Source organism: Pseudomonas sp. Sample_16 (genome assembly GCF_004307665.1).
Taxonomy (GTDB): Bacteria; Pseudomonadota; Gammaproteobacteria; order Pseudomonadales; family Pseudomonadaceae; genus Aquipseudomonas.
Genome location: NZ_RCOB01000066.1, coordinates 109913 through 131956, shown reverse-complemented (window position 1 = coordinate 131956; position 22044 = coordinate 109913). Strand labels below are relative to the sequence as shown.

17 protein-coding genes and 1 pseudogene are annotated in these 22044 nt (G+C 59.6%); 5 read left to right on the top strand and 13 right to left on the bottom strand.

The genetic code is table 11. The features are described from left to right. A partial coding sequence (locus tag D8U69_RS09790) for an AAA family ATPase (protein WP_153189001.1) occupies window positions 1–181 on the bottom strand: 181 nt, incomplete at its 3' end. Window positions 182–375: 194 nt separating this feature from the next. Here D8U69_RS09790 and D8U69_RS09785 point away from each other — a divergent pair. Genes D8U69_RS09785 through D8U69_RS09775 form a run of 3 tightly spaced genes read left to right on the top strand, consistent with a single transcriptional unit; the run spans window position 376 to window position 5596 of the window. After that, on the top strand, window positions 376–1479 hold the full coding sequence (locus D8U69_RS09785) for an efflux RND transporter periplasmic adaptor subunit (protein ID WP_130907209.1): 1104 nt from the start codon (window positions 376–378) through the stop codon (window positions 1477–1479). Beyond that, window positions 1476–2543, top strand: a complete 1068-nt coding sequence (locus tag D8U69_RS09780; RefSeq protein WP_130904510.1) for an efflux RND transporter periplasmic adaptor subunit — start codon at window positions 1476–1478, stop codon at window positions 2541–2543. Before D8U69_RS09785 ends, D8U69_RS09780 begins: the two co-directional genes overlap by 4 nt. Beyond that, entirely contained in the window at window positions 2540–5596 is a 3057-nt protein-coding gene (locus D8U69_RS09775; RefSeq protein WP_130904509.1) for an efflux RND transporter permease subunit, read from the top strand. The genes D8U69_RS09780 and D8U69_RS09775 overlap by 4 nt, the downstream gene beginning before the upstream one ends. A gap of 69 nt (window positions 5597–5665) precedes the next feature. Here the strand turns inward: D8U69_RS09775 and D8U69_RS09770 are convergent, their stop codons facing one another. The 12 genes and pseudogenes from D8U69_RS09770 to D8U69_RS09715 all read right to left on the bottom strand — a co-directional run bounded on the left by D8U69_RS09770 (window position 5666) and on the right by D8U69_RS09715 (window position 18424). After that, a complete protein-coding gene (locus tag D8U69_RS09770; protein ID WP_056852082.1) occupies window positions 5666–6295 on the bottom strand; it encodes a class I SAM-dependent methyltransferase in 630 nt (209 codons plus the stop codon). 621 nt (window positions 6296–6916) lie between these two features. Beyond that, window positions 6917–7561 (bottom strand): methionine ABC transporter permease, encoded by a 645-nt coding sequence (locus tag D8U69_RS09765; protein ID WP_020795820.1) that lies wholly within the window; start codon window positions 7559–7561, stop codon window positions 6917–6919. Then, on the bottom strand, window positions 7551–8672 hold the full coding sequence (locus D8U69_RS09760; protein WP_130907208.1) for an ATP-binding cassette domain-containing protein: 1122 nt from the start codon (window positions 8670–8672) through the stop codon (window positions 7551–7553). Before D8U69_RS09760 ends, D8U69_RS09765 begins: the two co-directional genes overlap by 11 nt. Before the next feature lie 2 nt (window positions 8673–8674). Further along, a complete protein-coding gene (locus D8U69_RS09755; protein ID WP_130907207.1) occupies window positions 8675–9484 on the bottom strand; it encodes a MetQ/NlpA family ABC transporter substrate-binding protein in 810 nt (269 codons plus the stop codon). Window positions 9485–9617: 133 nt separating this feature from the next. Further along, entirely contained in the window at window positions 9618–10970 is a 1353-nt protein-coding gene (locus D8U69_RS09750) for an LLM class flavin-dependent oxidoreductase (protein WP_130907206.1), read from the bottom strand. Then, window positions 10970–12175 carry an SfnB family sulfur acquisition oxidoreductase gene (locus D8U69_RS09745; RefSeq protein WP_130907205.1) on the bottom strand — a complete coding sequence of 402 codons (1206 nt, stop codon included), beginning with the start codon at window positions 12173–12175 and terminating at the stop codon, window positions 10970–10972. Before D8U69_RS09745 ends, D8U69_RS09750 begins: the two co-directional genes overlap by 1 nt. A gap of 23 nt (window positions 12176–12198) precedes the next feature. Further along, complete coding sequence (locus D8U69_RS09740) at window positions 12199–13440, bottom strand: SfnB family sulfur acquisition oxidoreductase (protein WP_130907204.1); 1242 nt, start codon at window positions 13438–13440, stop codon at window positions 12199–12201. Window positions 13441–13608: 168 nt separating this feature from the next. After that, complete coding sequence (locus D8U69_RS09735; protein ID WP_236708388.1) at window positions 13609–14430, bottom strand: hypothetical protein; 822 nt, start codon at window positions 14428–14430, stop codon at window positions 13609–13611. Window positions 14431–14885: 455 nt separating this feature from the next. Further along, window positions 14886–15641 carry an L-cystine ABC transporter ATP-binding protein TcyN gene (gene tcyN, locus D8U69_RS09730; RefSeq protein ID WP_056852088.1) on the bottom strand — a complete coding sequence of 252 codons (756 nt, stop codon included), beginning with the start codon at window positions 15639–15641 and terminating at the stop codon, window positions 14886–14888. Between the two features lie 4 nt (window positions 15642–15645). Continuing rightward, the gene (tcyL, locus tag D8U69_RS09725; RefSeq protein ID WP_056852089.1) at window positions 15646–16311 is read right to left on the bottom strand and encodes a cystine ABC transporter permease; all 666 of its coding nucleotides are present in this window, start codon (window positions 16309–16311) and stop codon (window positions 15646–15648) included. Then, the gene (gene tcyJ / locus D8U69_RS09720; RefSeq protein ID WP_056852090.1) at window positions 16311–17111 is read right to left on the bottom strand and encodes a cystine ABC transporter substrate-binding protein; all 801 of its coding nucleotides are present in this window, start codon (window positions 17109–17111) and stop codon (window positions 16311–16313) included. The genes tcyL and tcyJ overlap by 1 nt, the downstream gene beginning before the upstream one ends. Before the next feature lie 316 nt (window positions 17112–17427). Next, window positions 17428–18424: pseudogene (locus D8U69_RS09715) on the bottom strand (D-cysteine desulfhydrase). A 191-nt stretch (window positions 18425–18615) separates the two neighbouring features. Between D8U69_RS09715 and epsC the strand changes: the two are divergent. Both epsC and betT read left to right on the top strand, forming a co-directional pair. Next, window positions 18616–19542 carry a serine O-acetyltransferase EpsC gene (gene epsC / locus D8U69_RS09710; protein WP_130907203.1) on the top strand — a complete coding sequence of 309 codons (927 nt, stop codon included), beginning with the start codon at window positions 18616–18618 and terminating at the stop codon, window positions 19540–19542. Between the two features lie 543 nt (window positions 19543–20085). Beyond that, window positions 20086–22041: a choline transporter BetT gene (gene betT / locus D8U69_RS09705; protein ID WP_177336547.1), complete on the top strand. Its 1956-nt coding sequence runs from the start codon at window positions 20086–20088 to the stop codon at window positions 22039–22041. Window positions 22042–22044 lie beyond the last annotated feature (3 nt).

The following is a 22044-nucleotide window of genomic DNA, read 5'->3' as shown; positions in this document are numbered from 1 at the left end:
CACCCTCGCGGGCCAACGCGTTGACCACGCCACCCTGAGCGGTTTCCGCCAGCAAGCGCAGCGCGCGGTAGAGGTTCGATTTGCCGCTGCCGTTTGGCCCGGTGATCAGGTTCAAGCGACCCAGTGGGATCACCAGTTTGTTGATCGAGCGGTAATTGGCCACCGCGAGGGTGTTGAGCATGGAAAATGTCCCTATTGGCCGACCCTGCAGGCGCTGCCGCAGCTACGATCTCTTGCCTTTGAGTTGATCAGGATCAAAAGATCGCAGCCCGCGGCAGCTCGTACAAGAGGAAAAGCTGAATTTGCGTAGGCGAAGGTTAATCCCTGTTCTAAGCTGACAAACGAATCGCGCCCGTTAAACGCAAAGGAGTCTGCATGGCTGGTCCCGAATTGAGATTAGCGCTTGGCCTGAGCCTCCTGGTATTGCTCAGTGCCTGCGACCAAGAGAAACCGCTCGAGAAGGCTCGGCCACGGGTTTTCGTTCAGGAAGTCAAACTCACCGATTACGCTGCCAACATCACCTTGACCGGCGATGTGCAGGCTCGGGTGCAGACCGAGCTGTCTTTTCGCGTGAGTGGAAAGATCATCCAGCGTACGGTCGATGTGGGTGACCGGATCGCGGCCAGGCAGGTCCTTGCCCGGCTCGATCCAAAGGACCTGCAAACCAGTCTCGACTCGGCACAGGCTCAAGTGGTGGCCGAGCAGGCCAAGGTCAAACAGAACGCCGCGTCTTTCGTGCGCCAGCAAAAACTGTTGCCCAAGGGTTATACCAGCCAAAGCGAGTACGACTCTGCGCAGGCGGCATTGCGCAGTAGCCAAAGCTCACTCGCGGCGGCCCAGGCGCAGTTGGCCAATGCCCGTGAACAACTGAGTTACACCGCGTTGATGTCGGATGCGCCAGGCGTGATCACTGCGCGCCAGGCAGAGGTCGGCCAGGTGGTTCAGGCCACCGTGCCGATCTTCAGCCTGGCCCAGGACGGTGCGCGCGATGCGGTGTTCAACGTCTATGAATCGCTGCTGGCCGAACCACCATCAGACAAGGGTGTTGTGGTCAGCCTGCTCGACAATCCGGCGATCAAAACCACCGGTACAGTCCGCGAGATCACCCCGGCGGTCTCGGAGCAGACTGGCACTGTGCAAGTCAAAGTCACCCTCGACAGCTTGCCGCCCGGCATGCAACTGGGTTCGGTGGTGAGTGCCACAGCCAATACCCGGGGCAAGTCCGCGGTGGAATTGCCGTGGTCTGCGCTGACCAAAAAAATCAGCGAGCCCGCGGTATGGCTGGTGGACGGCGACGGCAAGGCGCAGTTGCATACCGTCACCGTCGGCCGCTATCTGACCGGTAAAGTCATCATCAGCGAGGGCCTCAAAGGAGGTGAAAAAGTCGTCGTTGCCGGTGGCCAGTTGCTGCATCCCGGCGTGACGGTGGAAATCGCTGAAGACACCTACAAGGAATTGACCGCGGAGAGTCAACCATGAAGCATCTGTTACTGGTACTGACCAGTGTGATGCTGGTGGCCTGCTCGGAAAAAGAAGCGCCAGCGGAGCCGGTTCGACCGGTGTTGTCGATCAAGGTCGAGGCACTGGGTGAACAAAACCTTGGCCGATTCGCGGGGAGCATCCAGGCCCGCTATGAGAGCAATGTCGGTTTCCGTGTACCGGGACGCATCGCGAGCCGTAGCGTCGATGTCGGCGCGGAGGTCGACAAGGGGGCGTTGCTTGCCTCGCTGGACCCTACGGATCAGCAGAACCAATTGCGCTCGGCAGAGGGCGACCTGGCGAGCATCCGGGCGAATCTGATCAACGCCCAGGCCACCGCCCGGCGACAGCAGAGCCTGTTCGATCAAGGCGTGGGCTCCCAGGCGCAACTCGACGCTGCACTGACTGACCTGAAGACCACCCAGGCCTCGCTGGACCAGGCTCAGGCAGCGGTCAGCCAGGCCAAGGATCAACTCAACTACGTTGAATTGCGTGCCGATCACAAAGCGGTCGTCACCGCGTGGATGGCCGAAGCCGGACAAGTTGTCACCGCCGGCCAGCAAGTGGTTACCCTGGCGCGACCGGACATCAAGGAGGCGGTGATCGATCTGCCGGACACCCTGGTCGATCAGTTACCCGAAGACGTGGTGTTCCAGGTTGCTTCGCAATTGAGCCCGGAGATCAACACCACGGCTATCGTGCGGGAAATCGAGCCCCAGGCACAAAGTGCAACCCGTACCCGACGCGCGCGCCTGACCCTTTCCGAAACACCCAGCGGATTTCGCCTGGGTACGGCGATCAGCGTGACATTGATTTCGGCGATCAAGCCGCAGATCGAATTGCCTCTGAGCGCATTGCAGGAAGTCGAAGGCAAGTCGCGCATCTGGGTAATCGATGCCCAGGCGCAAACCGTTTCTCCCAGGGATGTGAGCATCATCAGCCGCACGGACAGCACCGTCGTAGTCGCCAGCGGCGTGAAGTCCGGCGAGCGGATTGTCAGTGCGGGAGTCAACAGCCTCAAACCGGGGCAAAAAGTGAAAGTAGATGAGGGCAGCCCACAATGAAAGGGAGTTTCAACTTATCCGAATGGGCGCTCAAACATCAGTCGTTTGTCTGGTATCTGATGTTCGTCGCATTGCTGATGGGCGTGTTTTCATACCTGAACCTGGGGCGCGAGGAAGACCCTTCCTTCACGATCAAGACCATGGTTATCCAGACCCGCTGGCCAGGTGCGACCCAGGAGGAAACCCTCAAGCAGGTCACTGACCGCATCGAGAAAAAACTCGAAGAACTCGACTCGCTCGACTACGTGAAAAGCTATACCCGACCCGGTGAGTCCACGGTCTACGTTTACTTGCGCGACACGACCAAGGCCAAGGACATTCCGGAAATCTGGTACCAGGTGCGCAAGAAGATCGGCGACATCCGTTATTCGTTTCCACAAGGCATTCAGGGACCGTCGTTCAACGATGAATTCGGTGACGTGTTCGGTTCGATCTATGCCTTTACCGCCGACGGTCTGACATTGCGTCAATTGCGCGACTACGTCGAACAGGCCCGTGCCGATATCCGCGGCGTACCGGGCTTGGGCAAGATCGAGATGATTGGCCAGCAGGACGAAGTCCTGTACCTGAACTTCTCGACCCGCAAACTGGCGGCGCTGGGTATCGATGAGCAACAGGTTGTGCAAAGTCTGCAAACGCAAAACGCCGTGACCCCGGCCGGGGTGATCGAGGCGGGACCCGAGCGGATTTCCGTACGCACGTCAGGGCAGTTCATTTCCGAGAAGGATCTGGCCAACGTCAATCTGCGACTCAATGATCGCTTTTATCGTCTGGCCGATATAGCCGATATCCGCCGAGGCTACGTCGACCCCTCGACGCCGGAATTCCGCTTCAATGGCCAACAGGCTATCGGTCTGGCCATAGCCATGCAGACCGGGGGCAACATCCAGGAATTCGGCAAGGCTCTGCACCAGCGCATAAATGAGCTCACTGCCAACCTGCCGGTGGGTGTCGGTGTGCACAACGTGTCCGATCAGTCTGTTGTGGTAGAAGCCGCAGTTGGCGGCTTCACCAGTGCGTTGTTTGAAGCCGTAGTGATCGTGTTGGTGGTCAGCTTCATCAGCCTCGGCTTGCGTGCTGGCTTGGTGGTGGCTTGCTCGATCCCGCTGGTATTGGCCATGGTGTTCGTGTTCATGGAGTACAGCGGAATCACCATGCAGCGGATTTCCCTCGGTGCGTTGATCATCGCGCTGGGCCTGCTGGTGGATGACGCAATGATCACGGTCGAGATGATGGTCTCGCGTCTGGAGCTGGGCGAGTCCAAGGAACAGGCTGCGACTTTTGCCTACACCTCGACCGCGTTCCCGATGCTCACCGGCACGCTGGTGACCGTCGCCGGTTTCGTCCCCATTGGTTTGAATGGCAGCTCGGCCGGCGAATACACCTTTACCCTGTTCGCGGTGATTGCCGTCGCGATGATGGTTTCGTGGGTGGTCGCGGTGCTGTTTGCGCCGGTCATCGGCGTGCACATCCTCAGTGCCAATGTGAAGCCGCACGCGGCGGAGCCCGGTCGACTGGGGCGGGCATTCAACGGCGGTCTGTTGTGGTGCATGCGCAACCGGTGGTGGGCGATCGGCATCACGGTGCTGCTGTTCGCGCTGTCGGTTGTAGGTATGCAATTTGTGCAGAACCAATTCTTTCCGGCCTCGGATCGCCCGGAAATCCTCGTGGATCTGAACCTGCCACAAAACGCCTCGATCGATGAAACCCGCAAGGCCGTGGACAAGCTCGAGGCGACGCTCAAGGGTGACCCGGATATCGTGCGCTGGAGTAGTTACGTCGGCCAGGGTGCAATTCGTTTTTATCTGCCCCTCGACCAGCAACTGCAGAACCCTTATTACGCGCAACTGGTGATCGTCGCCAAAGACTTCGAGACGCGCGCCGCCCTCAGCGATCGGCTGCGTGAACGTCTGCGCAATGATTTCGTGGGTATCGGCAGTTTCGTCCAGGCGCTGGAGTTAGGCCCGCCTGTGGGGCGGCCGATCCAGTACCGCGTCAGCGGCCCGGACATCGACCAGGTGCGCAAGCACGCCATCGATCTGGCCAGCCAGCTGGACAAGAACCCCCACATCGGCGAAATCATTTTCGACTGGAACGAGCCTGGCAAGGTGCTGCGCATCGATATCGCCCAAGACAAGGCTCGCCAGCTCGGCTTGTCTTCCGAAGACGTGGCGAACCTGATGAACAGCATCGTCACTGGCTCGACGGTGACGCAGGTCGACGACGATATCTACCTGATCAATGTGGTCGGCCGCGCCGTGGATGCTGAACGGGGCTCGCCGGAAACGCTGCAGAACCTGCAAATTCTCACGCCGGGCGGCACCTCGATTCCCCTGCTCGCGTTTGCCTCGGTGCGTTACGAACTGGAGCAGCCGCTTGTGTGGCGTCGCGACCGCAAACCGACAATCACCATCAAGACCGCAGTGATCGGTGATATTCAGCCAACCGATCTGGTGAAGCTGCTCAAACCGGACATCGACAAGTACGCCGCCGCATTGCCTGCGGGGTACAAGGTCGCCACGGGCGGTACGGTGGAGGAGAGTGCCAAGGCCCAGGGGCCGATCAACAAAGTCGTGCCGTTGATGATATTCCTGATGGCCACCTTTCTGATGATTCAGCTGCACAGCGTGCAGAAGATGTTCCTGGTAGCCAGCGTCGCGCCGCTGGGCTTGATCGGCGTGGTGTTGGCGCTGGTGCCGACCGGAACGCCAATGGGCTTTGTGGCGATACTCGGCATCCTGGCGCTGATCGGCATCATCATCCGCAACTCGGTGATCCTGGTAACCCAGATCGACACGTTCATCGCCGACGGTTCTTCACCGTGGGATGCCGTGGTGGAAGCTACCGAACACCGTCGGCGGCCGATTTTGCTCACCGCCGCGGCGGCGAGCCTGGGCATGATCCCGATTGCCCGGGAAGTGTTCTGGGGACCGATGGCCTACGCAATGATCGGCGGGATCATCGTCGCGACCTTGCTGACGCTGCTGTTTTTGCCGGCACTGTATGTGGCCTGGTACAAGATTCGCGAGCCGAAGAAAGACGCCGCGCAGTGATCGTTCCCACGCTCTGCGGCATGACGCAGAGCGTCACTGGCTGCATTCCAACGCAGAGCGTGGGAACGATCAGTCGACGCGCCGCCAGACACTCGCCAGCCAGGGCTGCTGCTCGCGCGGCAGCCCCGCGGGCCGGTAGTAATGCTCCAGCTCGACAAAGCCCGCCTCGGTCAGCAGCTGTTGCCAGGCCGCAAGATCGTGATACGCCCCATACCGTGGCCCGTTCCAGCCTTCCTGATTTTCGCCACGAGGATTGGAACTGAACAACACCCCTCCCGGTTTCAACGTTCCCCACAACTGTTTCAACACCCGCGGCAGTTCCTGTCGCGGAACATGAAACAACACCGCGTTGGCAAAAATCCCGTCGAAACGCTCGGCCGGCAAGTCGAGCTTCAGGAAGTCCTGTTGCCAGACTTCGCAGCCACTGTCGTCACGGGCCATTTGCGCGAACCTTTCCGAACCGTCCAGTCCGACGGCCCGATGGCCCATGCGGGTAAACGTCTGCAAATCACGACCGGGACCGCAGCCAAAATCGAGAATGTCGAATGGCGCCGTGCCTTGAATGTGCCGTAACAGCGCATCGATGTTCTGGCTGACATCGTGATCGCGTGTCCCCTCACGAAAGTTCTCAGCGACCGAGTTGTAATGGCCCAGAGTGGTGGCGGTGATCTGCTTGAGGTCGTCGGGGGTTTGTTTCATGGTCGGCTGCGCAGGTAAAGGAGTTGTGCCGACTATAAGCGCTTTCGCGCTTCAAAAGATCGCAACCTACGGCAGCGCCTACATGGGTAACCGATATCGCGACTAAACGAACAGGGGTGGCGGCTGCACGCAGGTTAGTCGACCGGCCTCTAGGAATACCGGCGCACCCGAAGGTGCCCTGCGCACAGCCACCATAAAATTCAGGCAATAAAAAACACCTGAAAGAGGTGACGCTGTACGCCTAGAGGAACCGGGCGACTAAACCCGTTCACTGATGAGCAGTGACGAACCGAGACTAGCCAGCGAATTTGCCAGGCGCAAGCGAGCGAAATGATCTAGGAAATGACCTGCAAAGGAAAGGAATCGGGACTTCGGAATTGCCGATTTCTCTGTGGGAAAACTTCCCTTCTGCGTCCAGTAATCCCTCATGGCCAGGAAGCTGTTATGCAGGACAAACACGCTTTGTGGCGAGGGAGCTTGCTCCCGCTGGGCTGCGAAGAAGCCCCCAGACCATTCAAAGAGGTGTATCAGAAACATGCGGGTGTCAGTTTTTGCGATTGCTGCGCAATCGAGCGGGAGCAAGCTCCCTCGCCACAAAAGCGCCTCCATCCCCCAGCCTACTCAGCGCTTGTTGAGCCCCCGCGCCAACCGATCCCCGCCCAACTGAATCACCGCCACCAACGCCACCAGCAACACAATCACCGTCAGCATGATCTGGCTGTCAAAGCGCTGGTAGCCATACCGGTAGGCGATGTCACCCAGGCCGCCCGCACCAATCGCCCCGGCCATGGCCGACGAATTGATCATGGTCACCAGGGTGATGGTGAATCCACCGACAATCCCCGGTAGCGCTTCCGGCAACAGCACGTGCCAGACGATGTGCTCGCGCCGGCAACCCATGGCTTGCGCCGCTTCGATCAAGCCATGGTCGACTTCACGCAGACTGACCTCGGCAATACGCGCAAAGAACGGTGTCGCGGCGATGGTCAGCGGCACCACAGCCGCCCAGACGCCGTAGGTGGTGCCGACGATCAGGCGGGTGAAGGGGATCAGCGCGACCATCAAAATCAGGAACGGGATCGAGCGGAACAGGTTGACGAAAGCGCCCAACGCGCGATTAAGCGCCGGGGCTTCGTAGATGCCGCCCTTGGAACTGGTGACCAGGATCACCGCCAGCGGAATACCCGCCAGCAGGGCGATCAGCGATGACACACCGACCATCAGAAACGTGTCGATGAAGCCTTGCAGCAAGCGATCAAACCACATAACCCAATACCTCCACCTGTTGCGCCCAACGGCCGGCGCGTTGTTGCAGTTTTTCGGCAGCGAGGGACGATCCGGTCACTGCCAGCAGCAGTTGCCCAAGCGCGTGTCCCTGAATCCGTTCCACGCCACCCTGCAACAAACGCACGCGTCCACCGAGAGCGGCGAACAGTGCGGCCAGGTCCGGTTCGGCTTGGGCCGTGCCGGTAAATTGCAGGCGCAGTACCACAGCGTCTCCGGCGGAGCGTGGTTGAGGCTGCAAACGGCTTTGCAGCTCCGGCGGCAGGGCATGTTGCAACGGCGCGAGCAAGGTCTTGCTGACTTCATGCTGCGGATTGCCGAACACTTCCCACACCGGGCCTTGTTCAACGATCCGGCCATGTTCGAGGACGACGACGCGATCGCAGATCTCGCGGATCACCGCCATTTCATGGGTGATCAAAATGATGGTCAGCCCCAGGCGTTGATTGATCTCGCGCAACAGGCCGAGGATCGACTGCGTGGTCTCCGGGTCCAGTGCCGAAGTGGCCTCGTCACACAGCAGAATCGCCGGGTCGTGCACCAGCGCGCGGGCGATACCGACACGCTGTTTCTGACCGCCGGACAACTGCGCCGGGTAGGCCTTGTGCTTGTTTTGCAGACCCACAAGCTCTAGCAATTCACGGACTTTTTGTTCGCGTTTTTCCTTGGCGACACCGGCGACTTTCAGGGGCAGTTCGACGTTCTGCCAAACCGTCTTGGCCGACATCAGATTGAAGTGCTGGAAGATCATGCCGATGCGCCGGCGCAGTGCCACGAGGCGGTCCTCATCGAACTCGCCGATGTCGATCTGATCGATCAGCACCCGGCCCGAGCTCGGTTGCTCAAGGCGATTGATGGTGCGGATCAACGACGACTTGCCGGCGCCGCTGCGACCGATAATGCCGAACACTTCACCGTGCTGGATCGCCAGGTCGATGCCGTGCAGCGCGGCCACCGGACCTTGTTTGCCGTCGTAGGTTTTACCCAGGCCGATGAAGCGCACGTGAGCGCTATTGAGCGCTGGGTGCAACTCGGTCTGTTGTGCTTTGTGAGGCGCTGGAGTTTCCAGTCGCCGTTGCGTGGCAGCCGTCATGCTCAACTCTCCCAACCGGCTTGATAGAGCTTGCCATGGGCTTTATCCAGAGCGGCGCGAACGGCTGGCGAATGCTGATAGATGTCGACGAACTTGATCAGGCGCGGGTCGGTTTTGCTCTTCGGCTGGATCACGAATTGAATCACGTATTCCTTGTGATCGAGGCCGTCGAACAGCAGCGCGGAGCCCGCATCGAAGGTCTTCGACAATCGAATGTAGGCCGGGTAACCCTGGACCAGATCGGCGTCGTCGTAGGCACGCACCAGTTGCACGGCTTCAACCTGGAGAATCTTGATTTGCTTCGGGTTGGCGATGATGTCTTCTTCGGTGGCCTTGTAGCCGACACCGGGTTTGAGGGTGATCAGGCCAGCCTTGGCCAGCAACTGTAAACCACGACCGCTGTTGATCGGATCGTTGGCGATGGCGACGCTGGCGCCTTGCGGCAGCTCGTCGAAGCTTTTGTATTTTTTCGAGTAGAGGCCGACGTTGTTGATGATTCCCGGCGCGAACGGCACCAGGTCAAAACCGGAGGCAGCCTTGGCGTTTTCCAGGAACGGGATGTGCTGGAAGTAGTTCACGTCGATGTCGCCGGCAGCGAGGCTGACGTTGGGTGCAATCCAGTCGGTGAACTCCACCAGCTCGACTTTCAGGCCTTGCTTCCCGGCTTCTTCGACCGCCGCTTCCAGAGGAATGGCGAAGGCGGCAGTGGTGCCGATTTTCAATGGAGCGTCGGCGGCGAAAACCGCAGAGCTGAACAGGCCGAGGGCCAGGGCCAGTGCTTTGACTGGGTGAGAGAAGAGCTTCTTGGTCATGATGTTTTTTCCAGTCAGTGCGATCGTTCCCACGCTCTGCGTGGGAATGCCTCTCGGGACGCTCCGCGTCCCTGCGGTTGTGACGCGGAGCGTCACTGGCTGCATTCCCACGCGGAGCGTGGGAACGATCGGGTTAGTGTCGGTAGTGAGAGCCGATATGTTGCTCAGGCAAATGCGCCCCTTCGCGAAACAGCTTTTCCCGCAGGCTGCCATCGTCATAAGCGGTCTTGTACGAGCCACGTCGTTGCAACTCGGGAATCACCAGTTCGATGAAGTCCACATAGCTTTCCGGCGTGACGATCCGCGTCAGGTTGAAGCCGTCGAGGCCGGTTTCGGCGATCCACGATTCCAGCTCATCCGCCACTTGCTGCGGCGAGCCGACCACGGTGATGTAGCGCCCGCCGAGAGCGTGTTGCTCCAGCAATTTGCGTCGGGTCCAGTCATTGTTCTGCAGGTTTTTGGTCGCTGACTGGATCGCGTTGCTTTTGACGTACTGGATCGGTTCGTCAATGGCGTACTCGGAAAAATCGATCCCGGTAGAGGCCGAGAAATGCGCCACCCCGGCCTCGGCACTGGCGTAGCTCAGGTATTCGGCGTGCTTGGCCCAGGCCAGTTCTTCGGTTTCGCCGACGATCACATTCAGGCCCATGAACACCTTGATGTCTTCGCGATTGCGCCCGGCGTCGACAGCGCTGGCGCGGACTTTGTCCACTTGCACCTTGGTCGACGCCTTGGTCTGGCCGCTGATGAACACGCACTCGGCGTGCCGGCCGGCGAACACCAGGCCACGATCGGAACTGCCGGCCTGGAACAACACCGGCGTGCGTTGTGGCGAGGGTTCGCACAGGTGATATCCCTCGACCTGATAGAACTCGCCGTTGTGCTCGACCTTGTGCACTTTGTCCGGTTGCGCATAGATGCGTTGCCGTGGATCGTTGAGCACCGCAGCGTTTTCCCAGCTGCCTTCCCAGAGTTTGTAGAGCACCTCCAGGTACTCGTCGGCCTGGTCGTAACGGCGGTCGTGCTCGACCTGTTCGCTCAGGCCCATGGCTTTGGCGGCGCTGTCGAGGTAACCGGTGACGATGTTCCAGCCCACCCGGCCACGGCTCAGATGATCCAGCGTGGACATGCGTCGGGCGAACAGATACGGCGGCTCGTAAGTGAGGTTGGCGGTGAGGCCGAAGCCGAGGTTTTTGGTCACGGCAGCCATGGCCGAGACCAGCAGCAGCGGGTCATTGACCGGCAGCTGGATCGACTCCTTGAGTGGAACGTCCACCGAATTCTGGTAGACGTCGTAGACCCCGACGATGTCGGCGATGAACAAGCCGTCGAACAACCCGCGCTCGAGCAGCTGCGCCAGTTCGGTCCAGTAGTCGATGGTTTTGTACCGGGTCGAGGTGTCCCGGGGATGCGTCCACAGACCATGGTTGATGTGCCCGATGCAGTTCATGTTGAACGCATTGAGCAGGATCTTTTTCTTGGCCATCAGATGGTCCCCCGCAGTGGCGGGTTTTCATCGTTGAGGTAGTAATTGCCCACCGCGTGATACTTCCAGCGCACCGGGTCGTGTAGGGTATGCACCCGAGCGTTGCGCCAGTGGCGATCCAGGCCGTGTTCCATCAGGGTTGCCTGGCTGCCGGCCAATTCGAACAGGGTGCTGCCGGCGGCCAGGGAAATTTCGCTGCTGATGGCCCGAACTTCGGCGACGGCAATCGATGCAGCGGCGACGGTTTCGGCGTTGGTGTCGGCCTGGGCCTTGTCGAGGAACTCACCGGCGCGCTCCAGCAGCGCTTCGGTGGCGTGCAAACGAATGCTCAAGTGGCCGAAGCTCTTGAGGGTCAGTGGGTCGTCGGTGGCTTTTTCGTGGGTGGCGTCGATCCACGGGCGGGTCTTGGTGCGCACGAAGTGCAGGGCATCTTCGTAGGCGGCGCGGGCGATGCCGGTGTCGATGGCCGCATGGAGAATTTGCGCCAACGGGCCGACCGGTGTCGGGCGCTCGAACGCGCTTTGAAACGGGATGACGTCTTCGGCGGCGACGAAGACATCTTCGAACACCACCGAGCCGCTACCGGTGGTGCGCTGGCCGAAGCCGCTCCAGTCGTCAATGACGGTCAAGCCTTTGCTGTTGCTTGGGACGAAGGCCAATTGCTGCACGCCGTTTTCATCGATCACCGAGGTCGGGATGCGTTGGGCGTATATCGCACCGGTGGCGTAGAACTTGCGACCGTTTATGCGATAGCCCTTGCGCGCTCCCTGCACATCAGGGGTGAGGCGGGTGACACGGTCATGAGCGGTTTTGGTGCCGAGCTCGGCGAGCGCATTGCCGAAGCGCTGTCCGGCCAGCACTTCGGCGTACAGGCGTTTTTTCTGCTCTTCGTTGCCGTTTACGCGCAACACTTCAAGGGCATAGAAATGGTTCTGCGGAATTTGCCCGAGCGAGCCGTCAGCCTGCGCAATCAGCGCGATGATCTTGGCCAGGGTGACGTTGGAAACGCCAGCGCCGCCATACTCTTTGGGCACGCTGACGCCCCACAGACCGGAACGGGAAAACACTTCCAGCTCCGGGTGCGGCAGTCGGCGCTCGCGGTCACGCAGGGCGCTATCGCGCTTGAAATCGTCGGCCAGGTCGCTGGCGACAATCAGGGCTTGCTCATCGCTGGTCAGGACCGCGACGTGCTGAGAACTTGTCATGTGTTTCTCCAGATGTCTGGTCGTCAGATCCAGGAGTGGCGAGCCGGCAACGTGCCGTTCAGGTGATAGGCACCGACTGCGTGATACTTCCAGCGCACCGGGTCGTGCAGGGTGTGCACGCGGGCGTTGCGCCAGTGGCGGTCGAGGTTGAATTCGGCGAGGGTCGCGCGGCTGCCGGCCAGTTCGAAAAGCTTTTCGCTGGCCAACAGTGAGATCTCGGTGGTCAGCACCTTGGCTTCGGCCACGGCAATCGAAGCGCGGGCGGCTGACTCGGCGGTGAGCGGCGCAGCGTTGACCTGATCAAGCACGTGTCCGGCCTTGCGCAGCAGGGCTTCGGCAGCGTGCAACTCGATTTTCAGTTTGCCGATGTCGGCGATCACATAGAGGTCATCACTGGCCCTGTCGACGTTGGCATCGATCCATGGCCGGGAGCGGGTTTTCACGAACTCGATGGCATCGTCGATGGCACCCCGGGCGATTCCGGCATCAATGGCTGCCTGGATCAATTGCGAGACTGCGCCCTGAGTATTGGGCTTGTCGTTGATCTTCCAGTTGTCCACTACCAGTTCGGCGTCGACCCGTACGTTGTTGAGCAAAACCGTACCGCTGGCGGTGGTGCGCTGGCCGAAACCGGACCAGTCATCGACGATGCGCAATCCCGGTGTGCCGCGACGGACGAAGGCCAGTACCTGCTTGCCATCGTCGTTCAGGGCCTTGACCGCAACCCAGTGCGCGAACAGCGCGCCGGTGGAGTAAAACTTTTGCCCATTGAGGACAAAGCCATCGCCATCGGCGGTGATGCGCGCCTTGAGGTCCAGCGTGTTCTTGCTGCCTCGCTCCGGCCCGGCATTGCCGATGCGCCAGCCCTCGAGCACGCTTTTGAACAGCTGTTTTTTCTGCGCTTCGGTGGCGCTGCCCAACACCAGGTTCAGGATGCCGAACTGGTTCTGTGGAATCTGTCCGAGGGCCGGGTCCGCCGCAGAAATGATCGCGAAAACCTCGGCCAGGGTGACGAACGAAACTTGCGGGCCACCGTACTCCCGCGGGATACCAATGCTGCTCAGCCCGCTGCGGGTAAATTGTTCGATTTCCGACCATGGCAACTTGCGCTGCTGGTCACGTTTGGCCGCGTGCAGGCGTGCTATCTGCGCCAGTTCGTGGGCGGCCTTGATGGCTTGTGCGTCGTTGCGCAGCACTTGCGCGGGCAACAACAGGGGGGCGATATCCAGATCACTCTGGACAATTGCATCTGCCAGACTGGACATCAGTGCCGCTCCTTGGCTGCACGCAATGCCCTGGCGATCTGCACTGGGGTGATTGTGTTCCGGACCATACCTACCTCACATCTCATGGAAACGCCGCTGCGGCGTAGAAAACAAGAATGTCCGGTGGTCCGGTGTATATACCCTAAGCGTTTATAAAAAAGTTATGAACTAACTTTTAGGAATATATATAGAAGGGGTGGTGGGCGCAGGGCAACACTTGCTGCTGTAGCAACAGCGCGCTTGTGCGGCCTCGGGTCGTTGCTTTTTCGCGACTTTCAGCCACGAACCGGCGCAACCAATTTTCAACGAACGTGCCGGCGCCCACCGTGAGTTGTTGCCGACCCGGTCGAGAATGCAATAAGTCACCTCCAGCCGCAGATCCTCGCCCGCCTCGATAATGATCGCTGGCGGCACCCATACCTGGATCGGCTGGCCCACGTCGCTCGCCTTGAGTCGTGGCAAGTCCATGCGCACATCGCCCCAGCGCAGGGTGATTTCGTCGTCCGCCGCCATGTTCAGGTACGGCTCGATGGTCAGCGGCACGCCGCGTTTGATCTGGTTGGGATTCACGCCCTGGCGGCGAATCGTTTCAGGGATGCTCACGGGGGCCAGGCGTTGGTTTTCGTCGCCGCACAGGTTGGAAGGTTCGCCACCCGGACAATCGAGCTTGACTCGAACGCGTCCGACAGCCGATACCGCCGGCCCCCGGCCAATCTGCATGATCCGGTAATGAATGCGCGAGGCGCCATTGGCAATGAAACTCTCGGGTACGCGCAAGTGGACGGAACGGCCTACATCGTCGGGCGTGACCACCCTGGAGGCGACGTAGCAGTTGTCCCAGAACAGTTCGATGAGGTCGCCTTCGTCCATCGCAGGGTAGGGCGGCACATCGATCAGCAGGTGCGAGGCCGATACGATATTGATGTCGCTTTTGTGAGATTGCGCCAGGGTTGGGGCTGCGAGTTCGGGATGGTTCGAAATGTTTTTCATGGAGTCTCCTTGAAGTTGTTGCAGCGAAGTCCGTTTCTGAAAAATAAATGCATCAAGTGCGAGTAAAAAGGCAATTGCTTATTTTGTTTTAAATAACGGGTGGCGCGTCTTGGTGACTAGATAAGAGTGCGGGTGAATCAGTGTCAATAGCGATTGTTAGTTAGGCTTGGAATATGATGTTATTCAGAAAAGTCCTACGCATTAAAGTTAAGAAGCGCTATGGGTGAGTAGAAAATGCTTATAAATACAGGGCGAGTCGGGCTTGGATGCGCGGGGAGGGCGTGCGGCGGGTGATTGGTGGATGCGGGGGAATTGGCAGTGAAAGTCTGTTGCGGGATATATATATGTACTGCGCATGCGCACAAAATATTAACTATGGTTTTTTGATTTTGTTATGCGCAGGCGGGCGGTGGGCGCAACTTCCGTCCGTGGAAGTTGGCAGTGTTGCCAAGGTGTTAGTTGTGTGAGTTATTAAGGAATTTACTGAGGAACTGCTTCGTGCGTTCTTCTTTCGGATTGGCGAATAGTGCCTTGGATTCGCCTTGTTCGACGATCACACCCTTGTCGAAAAACACCACGCGATTGGCCACGTCACGGGCGAAAGCCATTTCGTGGGTCACGATGACCATCGTGCGATTCTCTTCGGCCAGGCCGCGGATCGTCGCCAACACTTCACCGACCAACTCCGGGTCAAGTGCCGAGGTCGGTTCATCGAACAGGATCACTTCCGGTTCCATCGCCAGCGCGCGGGCAATCGCCACGCGTTGTTGCTGGCCGCCCGAGAGGCGGCGCGGATAAGCGTCTTCCTTACCCGCCAGGCCCACCTTGGCCAACAGTTTCTTGCCCAGGGCAACGGCGTCGGCATGCGGGATTTTCTTGACGATGATCGGGCCTTCGATAACGTTTTCCAGGGCTGTGCGATGGGGGAACAGGTTGAAATTCTGAAACACGAAGCCCACGTGCTGGCGCAGGTTGCGCACCAGACTTTGTTGCTGGTTCAACGGGCGGCCGGTATCGATCTCGATATCGCCGACCTTGATCCGGCCACTGGTGGGCTCTTCCAGAAAATTCAGGCAACGCAGGAATGTGGTCTTGCCCGAGCCGCTAGGCCCGATGATCGCCACGACCTCGCCTTCCTTCACTTGCAGGTCGATGCCGTTGAGCACGACTTGACCCTTGAACTGCTTTGTCAGTTTTTCCACGACAATCATTGGGTCAGGACTCCTGGTCGTGCCGATTGACCCGCTCTTCCAACTTGTTCTGCAGGTGCGAGAGCACCGTGGCCAGAATCCAGTAGATCAGCGCGGCGGCAAGATACATGGTGAACACTTCGAAGGTGCGGGCGGTAATCAGTTGTGCCTGGCGGAACAGCTCCGGCACCTGAATGGTGGCCGCCAGCGCGGTGTCCTTGACCAGCGAAATGAAGCTGTTGCCCAGTGGCGGCAATGCGGTGCGCATCGCCTGCGGCAGGATGGCCCGGCGCAGGGTCTGCGCACGGGTCATGCCGATACTGGCAGCAGCTTCCCACTGACCGCGCTCGATGGAGCTGATCGCGGCGCGCAGGATCTCACAGGCGTAGGCGGCCATGTTCAGCGAAAAGCCGATCAGGGCCGCCGGCAGTGGATCGAGTTCCATGCCCAGTTGCGGCAAGCCGTAATAGATCACGAACAGTTGCACCAGCAACGGCGTGCCGCGAAAAAACGATACGTAGACACGGGCGATCCAGCTCACCAGCTTGAAGCGCGACAGACGCATCAGTGCCAGGCCGAAGCCCAGCACCAGACCGAAGAACATCCCGCCCAGGCTCAGGATGACCGTGTAGTACGCGCCCTTGAGCAGGAAGGGCAGGGAATCGAGTGCGAGTTGAAAAGCTTCTTCCATTATTGAGTGACGTCAGCGTTGAAGTATTTTTCCGAAAGCTTTTTCAACGTGCCGTCGGCGCGCAGCTTGTCGATAGCCTTGTTCACTGCAGCCAGCAGCTCAGGCTCGCCTTTGCGCAAGGCAATACCGGCTTCCTGACGGGAGAATGCTTCACCTGCCGCGGTGGTGTCTTTTGCCTTCTTGGCATATTCCAGTGCGGCCAGACGGTCGATCAGGATGGCATCGATGCGGCCCACGCGCAGGTCCTGGAATTTGGTTGGATCATCTTCGTAGGTGCGCACGTCAGCGGTCGGTACGTTGGCTTTTACCCACTCTTCGTAGTTGGTGCCCAGGCCTACGCCGACTTTCTTGCCGCCCAGGTCGGCAGCCGACTTGATGTTCAGCTCGGCGGCCTTTTTCGTCAGTACCAGCGCCTGAATCCCGGAAACGGTGTACGGCTCGGAGAAGTCATACTTCTTCTTGCGTTCTTCGGTAATGGTCACCTGGTTGATCACGGCGTCCAGACGCTTGGATTCCAGGGCTGCCAGAATGCCTTCCCATTTGGTCGGTTGCAGCTTGACCTTCACGCCCAGCTCTTTGGCCAACGCTTCAGAAAATTCGACTTCGAAGCCCGACAGCTTGCCGCTTTCGTCGACGAAGCTAAACGGTGGATAAGTGCCTTCCAGGCCGACGTTGATCACGCCTTTGTCCTTGATTTGTTGCAGTTGCTCACCGGCAACCGCCTGGCCGATCAGGCCGGCGCTCAGTGCCAGGCCCAGCGAACCTACCAGCAGATTTCGACGTAGTGCGGAAAAATTCATGACAAGCCCCTGTGTTTTCTTATGGAAGACGCTTAAGGAAAGTTGGCAAATTCGGGATTGGAACGACTGCGATATCCTGCCCTAAAGCAGCTTATGCGTCTCGCAGCAAATTCGCCTGCGGCATGACTATATGATGGCGTTATTAGATTAGAAAATAATAAATTCTATTTTTGTTATGCATTAATCGAATAATTGGTCGGCAATGGGTGATCGTTCCCACGCTCCGTGGGAATGCCTCATGGGAGGCTCCGCGTCCAGTGACGCGCAGCGTCACGGGCTGCGTTCCCACGCAGAGCGTGGGAACGATCAGCCATCTCTAGTCCTGCAAAAAGCTTGTATAGGCAAACAACGCCGGCGCCCCACCGGTGTGCAGGAAGATGATCGGCCCCTCATCGAAACGCTGACGTCCGATGCCATCCAGCAGTCCGGCCATGGCTTTGCCAGTGTAGACCGGGTCAAGCAGCAGGCCTTCCTGACTGGCCAGCAATTTTACCGCCGCCAACGTCCCGGCATTCGGCTCACCGTAGCGCGGCGCGAAATACTCGTCCCACAATTCGACCTTGAAGTTCGCCGGCAACGACATGCCCAGCAGCTCGGCAGTGCGCTCGGCCAGACCCTGAACCTTCGGGCGTTGATCTTCATCGCTGCGAGAAACCGTCACGCCGATCACTGGCAACTGCGGCAACGCTTCGTTCAACGCCAGCGCCAGACCGCTATGGGTTCCGGCGCTACCGGAAGCCAGGACGACGGCGGCGAAGTCCAGGCCGGTGTCCTTGATCTGCTCGGCCAGTTCCAGGCCTGCGCGCACGTAACCCAACGCGCCCAATGCATTGGAGCCACCGATGGGCACCAGATACGGTTTTTTGCCGTTGTTGCGCAGGCGGGCGGCCAATGCCTGCAATTGCTCATCGGCATTATCGAGATTCTCCACCCGCTCGACTTTGGTATGGAACAGATCAAGCAACAACCGATTGCCGTTGCCGACGTAATTGACGTCATCGGTGCCAAGCGGGTTTTCCAGCAACGCTACGCAGCCAAGGCCCAGCTTGGCGGCAATGGCAGCCGTCTGGCGTACGTGGTTCGATTGCAGCGCGCCTGCGGTGATCAAGGTATCCGCGCCCTGGGCCAAGGCATCGGCGGCGAGGTATTCGAGTTTGCGCAGCTTGTTGCCGCCCATTGCCAGTGGTGTCAGGTCATCGCGTTTGACGTATACATCGCGGCCCAGCCACATCGACAGGCGTTCGAGTTTTTCCAGGGCGGTGGGCTGGCAGCAGGTCGAGGCGGTTAAAGCGGGCAAGCTGTTGTTTGATCATGGGTCCGTACTGGCGGTGAATGATGTCAGGACTATAGGCACGCCAATTTCCCCGGGCAACCGTCAATCGCTTATAGCCGATGGTGCTTGATACAGCACAATTGGTTCTTAATTTGGCCCAAGGCCCTTGCCGTAAAGTAATCGCCGTTGACGCGGCCAGACTGTCCGGCCGCTCCGTGAGGAGTTTTTACCGTGAGTGAGCGTTCCAGCCATTGGCAATTGCAGACCATCGTCAGCCAACTGCGCACGGCCCGTGATCAGTGGCGTGCACAAAACGGCCGCGTCAGCGGCGAGCAGGGCGGGCGCGAGCTGCCGTCCCGGGCGGCCATGGCGGAGATTCTCGAGGCCCTGTGCGGTGCGCTGTTCCCGATGCGTCTGGGGCCAGTGGATTTGCGCGAAGAGAGTGAAGACTTCTACGTCGGCCACACCCTCGATGTCGCGCTGAATGCGTTGCTGGCGCAGGCACGGCTCGAACTGCGGTATGCGGCGCGCCACAGCGCCCAGGCCGAGGCTGAAGTCGAAGGCAAAACCATTCAGATCATTCAGGATTTCGCCCTGGCACTGCCCGGGCTGCGCAGCCTGCTGGACACCGAAGTGTTGGCGGCCTATCACGGTGATCCGGCGGCGCGCAGTGTCGATGAAGTGCTGCTGTGCTACCCGGGGATTCTGGCGGTGATTCACCATCGTCTGGCCCATCATTTATATCGCGCCGGCCTGCCGTTACTGGCGCGGATCAGCGCAGAAATCGCTCATTCGGCAACCGGTATCGACATTCACCCGGGCGCGCAGATCGGCCGCAGTTTCTTCATCGACCACGGGACCGGCGTGGTGATCGGCGAGACCGCGATCATCGGCGAGCGCGTGCGGATTTATCAGGCTGTGACGCTGGGTGCCAAGCGTTTTCCCGCGGATGAAGACGGTCAATTGCAGAAGGGCCAGGCGCGGCATCCGATCGTCGAGGATGACGTGGTGATTTACGCCGGGGCGACAATCCTCGGGCGGATCACCATCGGCAAGGGCTCGACCATTGGCGGCAACGTCTGGCTGACCCGCAGCGTGCCGGCGGGTAGCAATCTGACTCAAGCGAATTTGCAGTTGGATGATGGAGCGCAAAAGTAAGCGCCACAATGATCGTTCCCACGCTCCGCGTGGGAACGCCTCCAGGGACGCTCCGCGTTCCGGTTCACGCCTCCATCTCAAGCCTGGCACCGCAGTGACGCGGAGCGTCACGGGCTGCATTCCCACGCAGAGCGTAGGAACGATCAAAAACGATCGCCTCCTACCCCCCATTGATCGTTCCCACGCTCCGCGTGGGAATGCCTCCAGGGACGCTCCGCGTTCCGATTCGCGCCTCGATCTCAAGCCTGGCACCGCAATGACGCAGAGCGTCACGGGCTGCATTCCCACGCAGAGCGTAGGAACGATCGCCTTCTACCCCTCATTGAGCTAGCGTAATTACGCGACCGCCCAGCCCTGCGATTAGTCCTTAGCAGCCTATTCATGTTTAACTTGAACGTTCATTCAAGTTAAACCGGTGGTTCGCTGCCCGCTCACAACAGGAGGCTTGCCTTTGCTGAGTCCGATTTCTACAGCCACGATTTCCCCCTTCGAGGTGCACCGTTCATGAGTGCATCGTCCGTTCCTTCAAGCGGCCTGGTCCGCATGAATCCGCCGGTGTTTTACTTTGCGGCGAGCTTCATTCTGTTGTTCGGCGTCGTGGTCATTGCCATGCCCGAACAGGCCGGTGCCTGGTTGCTGGCTGCGCAAAACTGGGCGGCCAATACGGTCGGCTGGTACTACATGTTGGCGATGACCCTGTATCTGGTCTTCGTGGTCGTCACCGCGTTATCGGGCTACGGCAAGATCAAACTCGGTGCCGACCACGACGAGCCCGAATTCAGTTACCTGTCCTGGGCCGGCATGCTGTTCGCCGCCGGGATCAGCATCACGCTGTTCTTCTTCTGCGTGTCCGAACCGTTGACCCATATGCTCCAGCCGCCCCAAGGCGAGGCGGGCACCGCGGACGCGGCGCGCCAGGCCATGCAGATTCTGTTTCTGCATTGGGGCCTGCACGGTTGGGGTGTGTTTGCCTTTGTCGGCATGGCGCTCGCCTATTTCGCCTATCGGCATAACCTGCCCCTGGCGCTGCGTTCGGCGTTGTATCCGCTGATCGGCAAACGCATCAACGGCCCTATCGGTTATGCAGTGGATGGCTTTGGCATCATCGCCACGGTCTTCGGTCTCGGTGCTGATATGGGCTTCGGCGTGCTGCACCTCAATTCCGGCCTGGACTATCTGTTCGGCATCGCCCATACCCAGTGGATTCAGGTCGGGCTGATCACGCTGATGATGGGCGCAGCGATCATCGTCGCCGTGTCTGGCGTCGATAAAGGCGTGCGGGTGATGTCCGACATCAACATGTTGCTGGCCTGCGCGCTGCTGCTGTTCGTATTGTTCGCAGGGCCCACGCAGCATCTGCTCAATACGCTGATCCAGAACGTCGGTGATTATCTCGGCGCCTTGCCGATGAAGAGTTTTGACCTTTACGCCTATGACAAACCCAGCGACTGGCTGGGCGGCTGGACCGTGTTCTATTGGGCCTGGTGGATCGCATGGTCGCCGTTCGTAGGCCTGTTCATCGCGCGGATTTCCCGTGGCCGGACCATCCGCGAGTTCGTCTTCGGCGTGCTGTTGATTCCGCTGGGTTTCACCCTGGCGTGGATGTCGATCTTCGGCAACAGCGCCATCGACCAGGTGCTCAACCACGGCATGAGCGCGCTGGGCATGTCGGCCATCGACAACCCCTCGATGACCCTCTACCTGCTGCTGGAAACCTACCCGTGGAGCAAAACCGTGATCGCGGTCACGGTGTTCATCAGCTTCGTGTTCTTCGTCACTTCCGCCGACTCGGGCACCGTGGTGTTGTCGACCCTGTCCGCCAAGGGTGGCAACCCGGATGAGGATGGGCCGAAATGGCTGCGGGTGTTCTGGGGAGCAATGACGGCGCTGGTGACCAGTGCGCTGCTGTTCTCCGGCAGCATCGACGCATTGAAGTCAGCGGTGGTCCTGACCTCGCTGCCGTTCTCGCTGATTTTGCTGCTGATGATGTGGGGTCTGCACAAGGCGTTTTATCTGGAATCGCAGAAACAGATCGCGCAACTGCATTCCCTGGCACCGGTGTCCGGCTCGCGGCGCGGTGGCTGGCGTCAGCGCTTGAGTCAGGCGGTGCATTTTCCGTCGCGGGACGAGGTGTATCGCTTCCTCGACACGACGGTACGTCCGGCGATTGAAGAGGTCTCGGCGGTATTCGTCGAGAAGGGCCTCAAGGTGATCACCCATCCAGAGCCGGTCAACGACAGCGTCAGCCTGGAAATCGGTCACGGCGATGAACACCCGTTTATCTACCAGGTGCAAATGCGTGGCTACTTCACGCCGTCGTTTGCCCGGGGTGGCATGGGCTCCAAGGAGCTCAATAATCGTCGCTACTATCGGGCCGAAGTGCACTTGAGCGAGGGCAGTCAGAACTACGATCTGGTGGGCTACACCAAGGAGCAGATCATCAATGACATCCTCGATCAGTACGAACGGCACATGCAGTTCCTGCACCTGGTGCGTTGATCG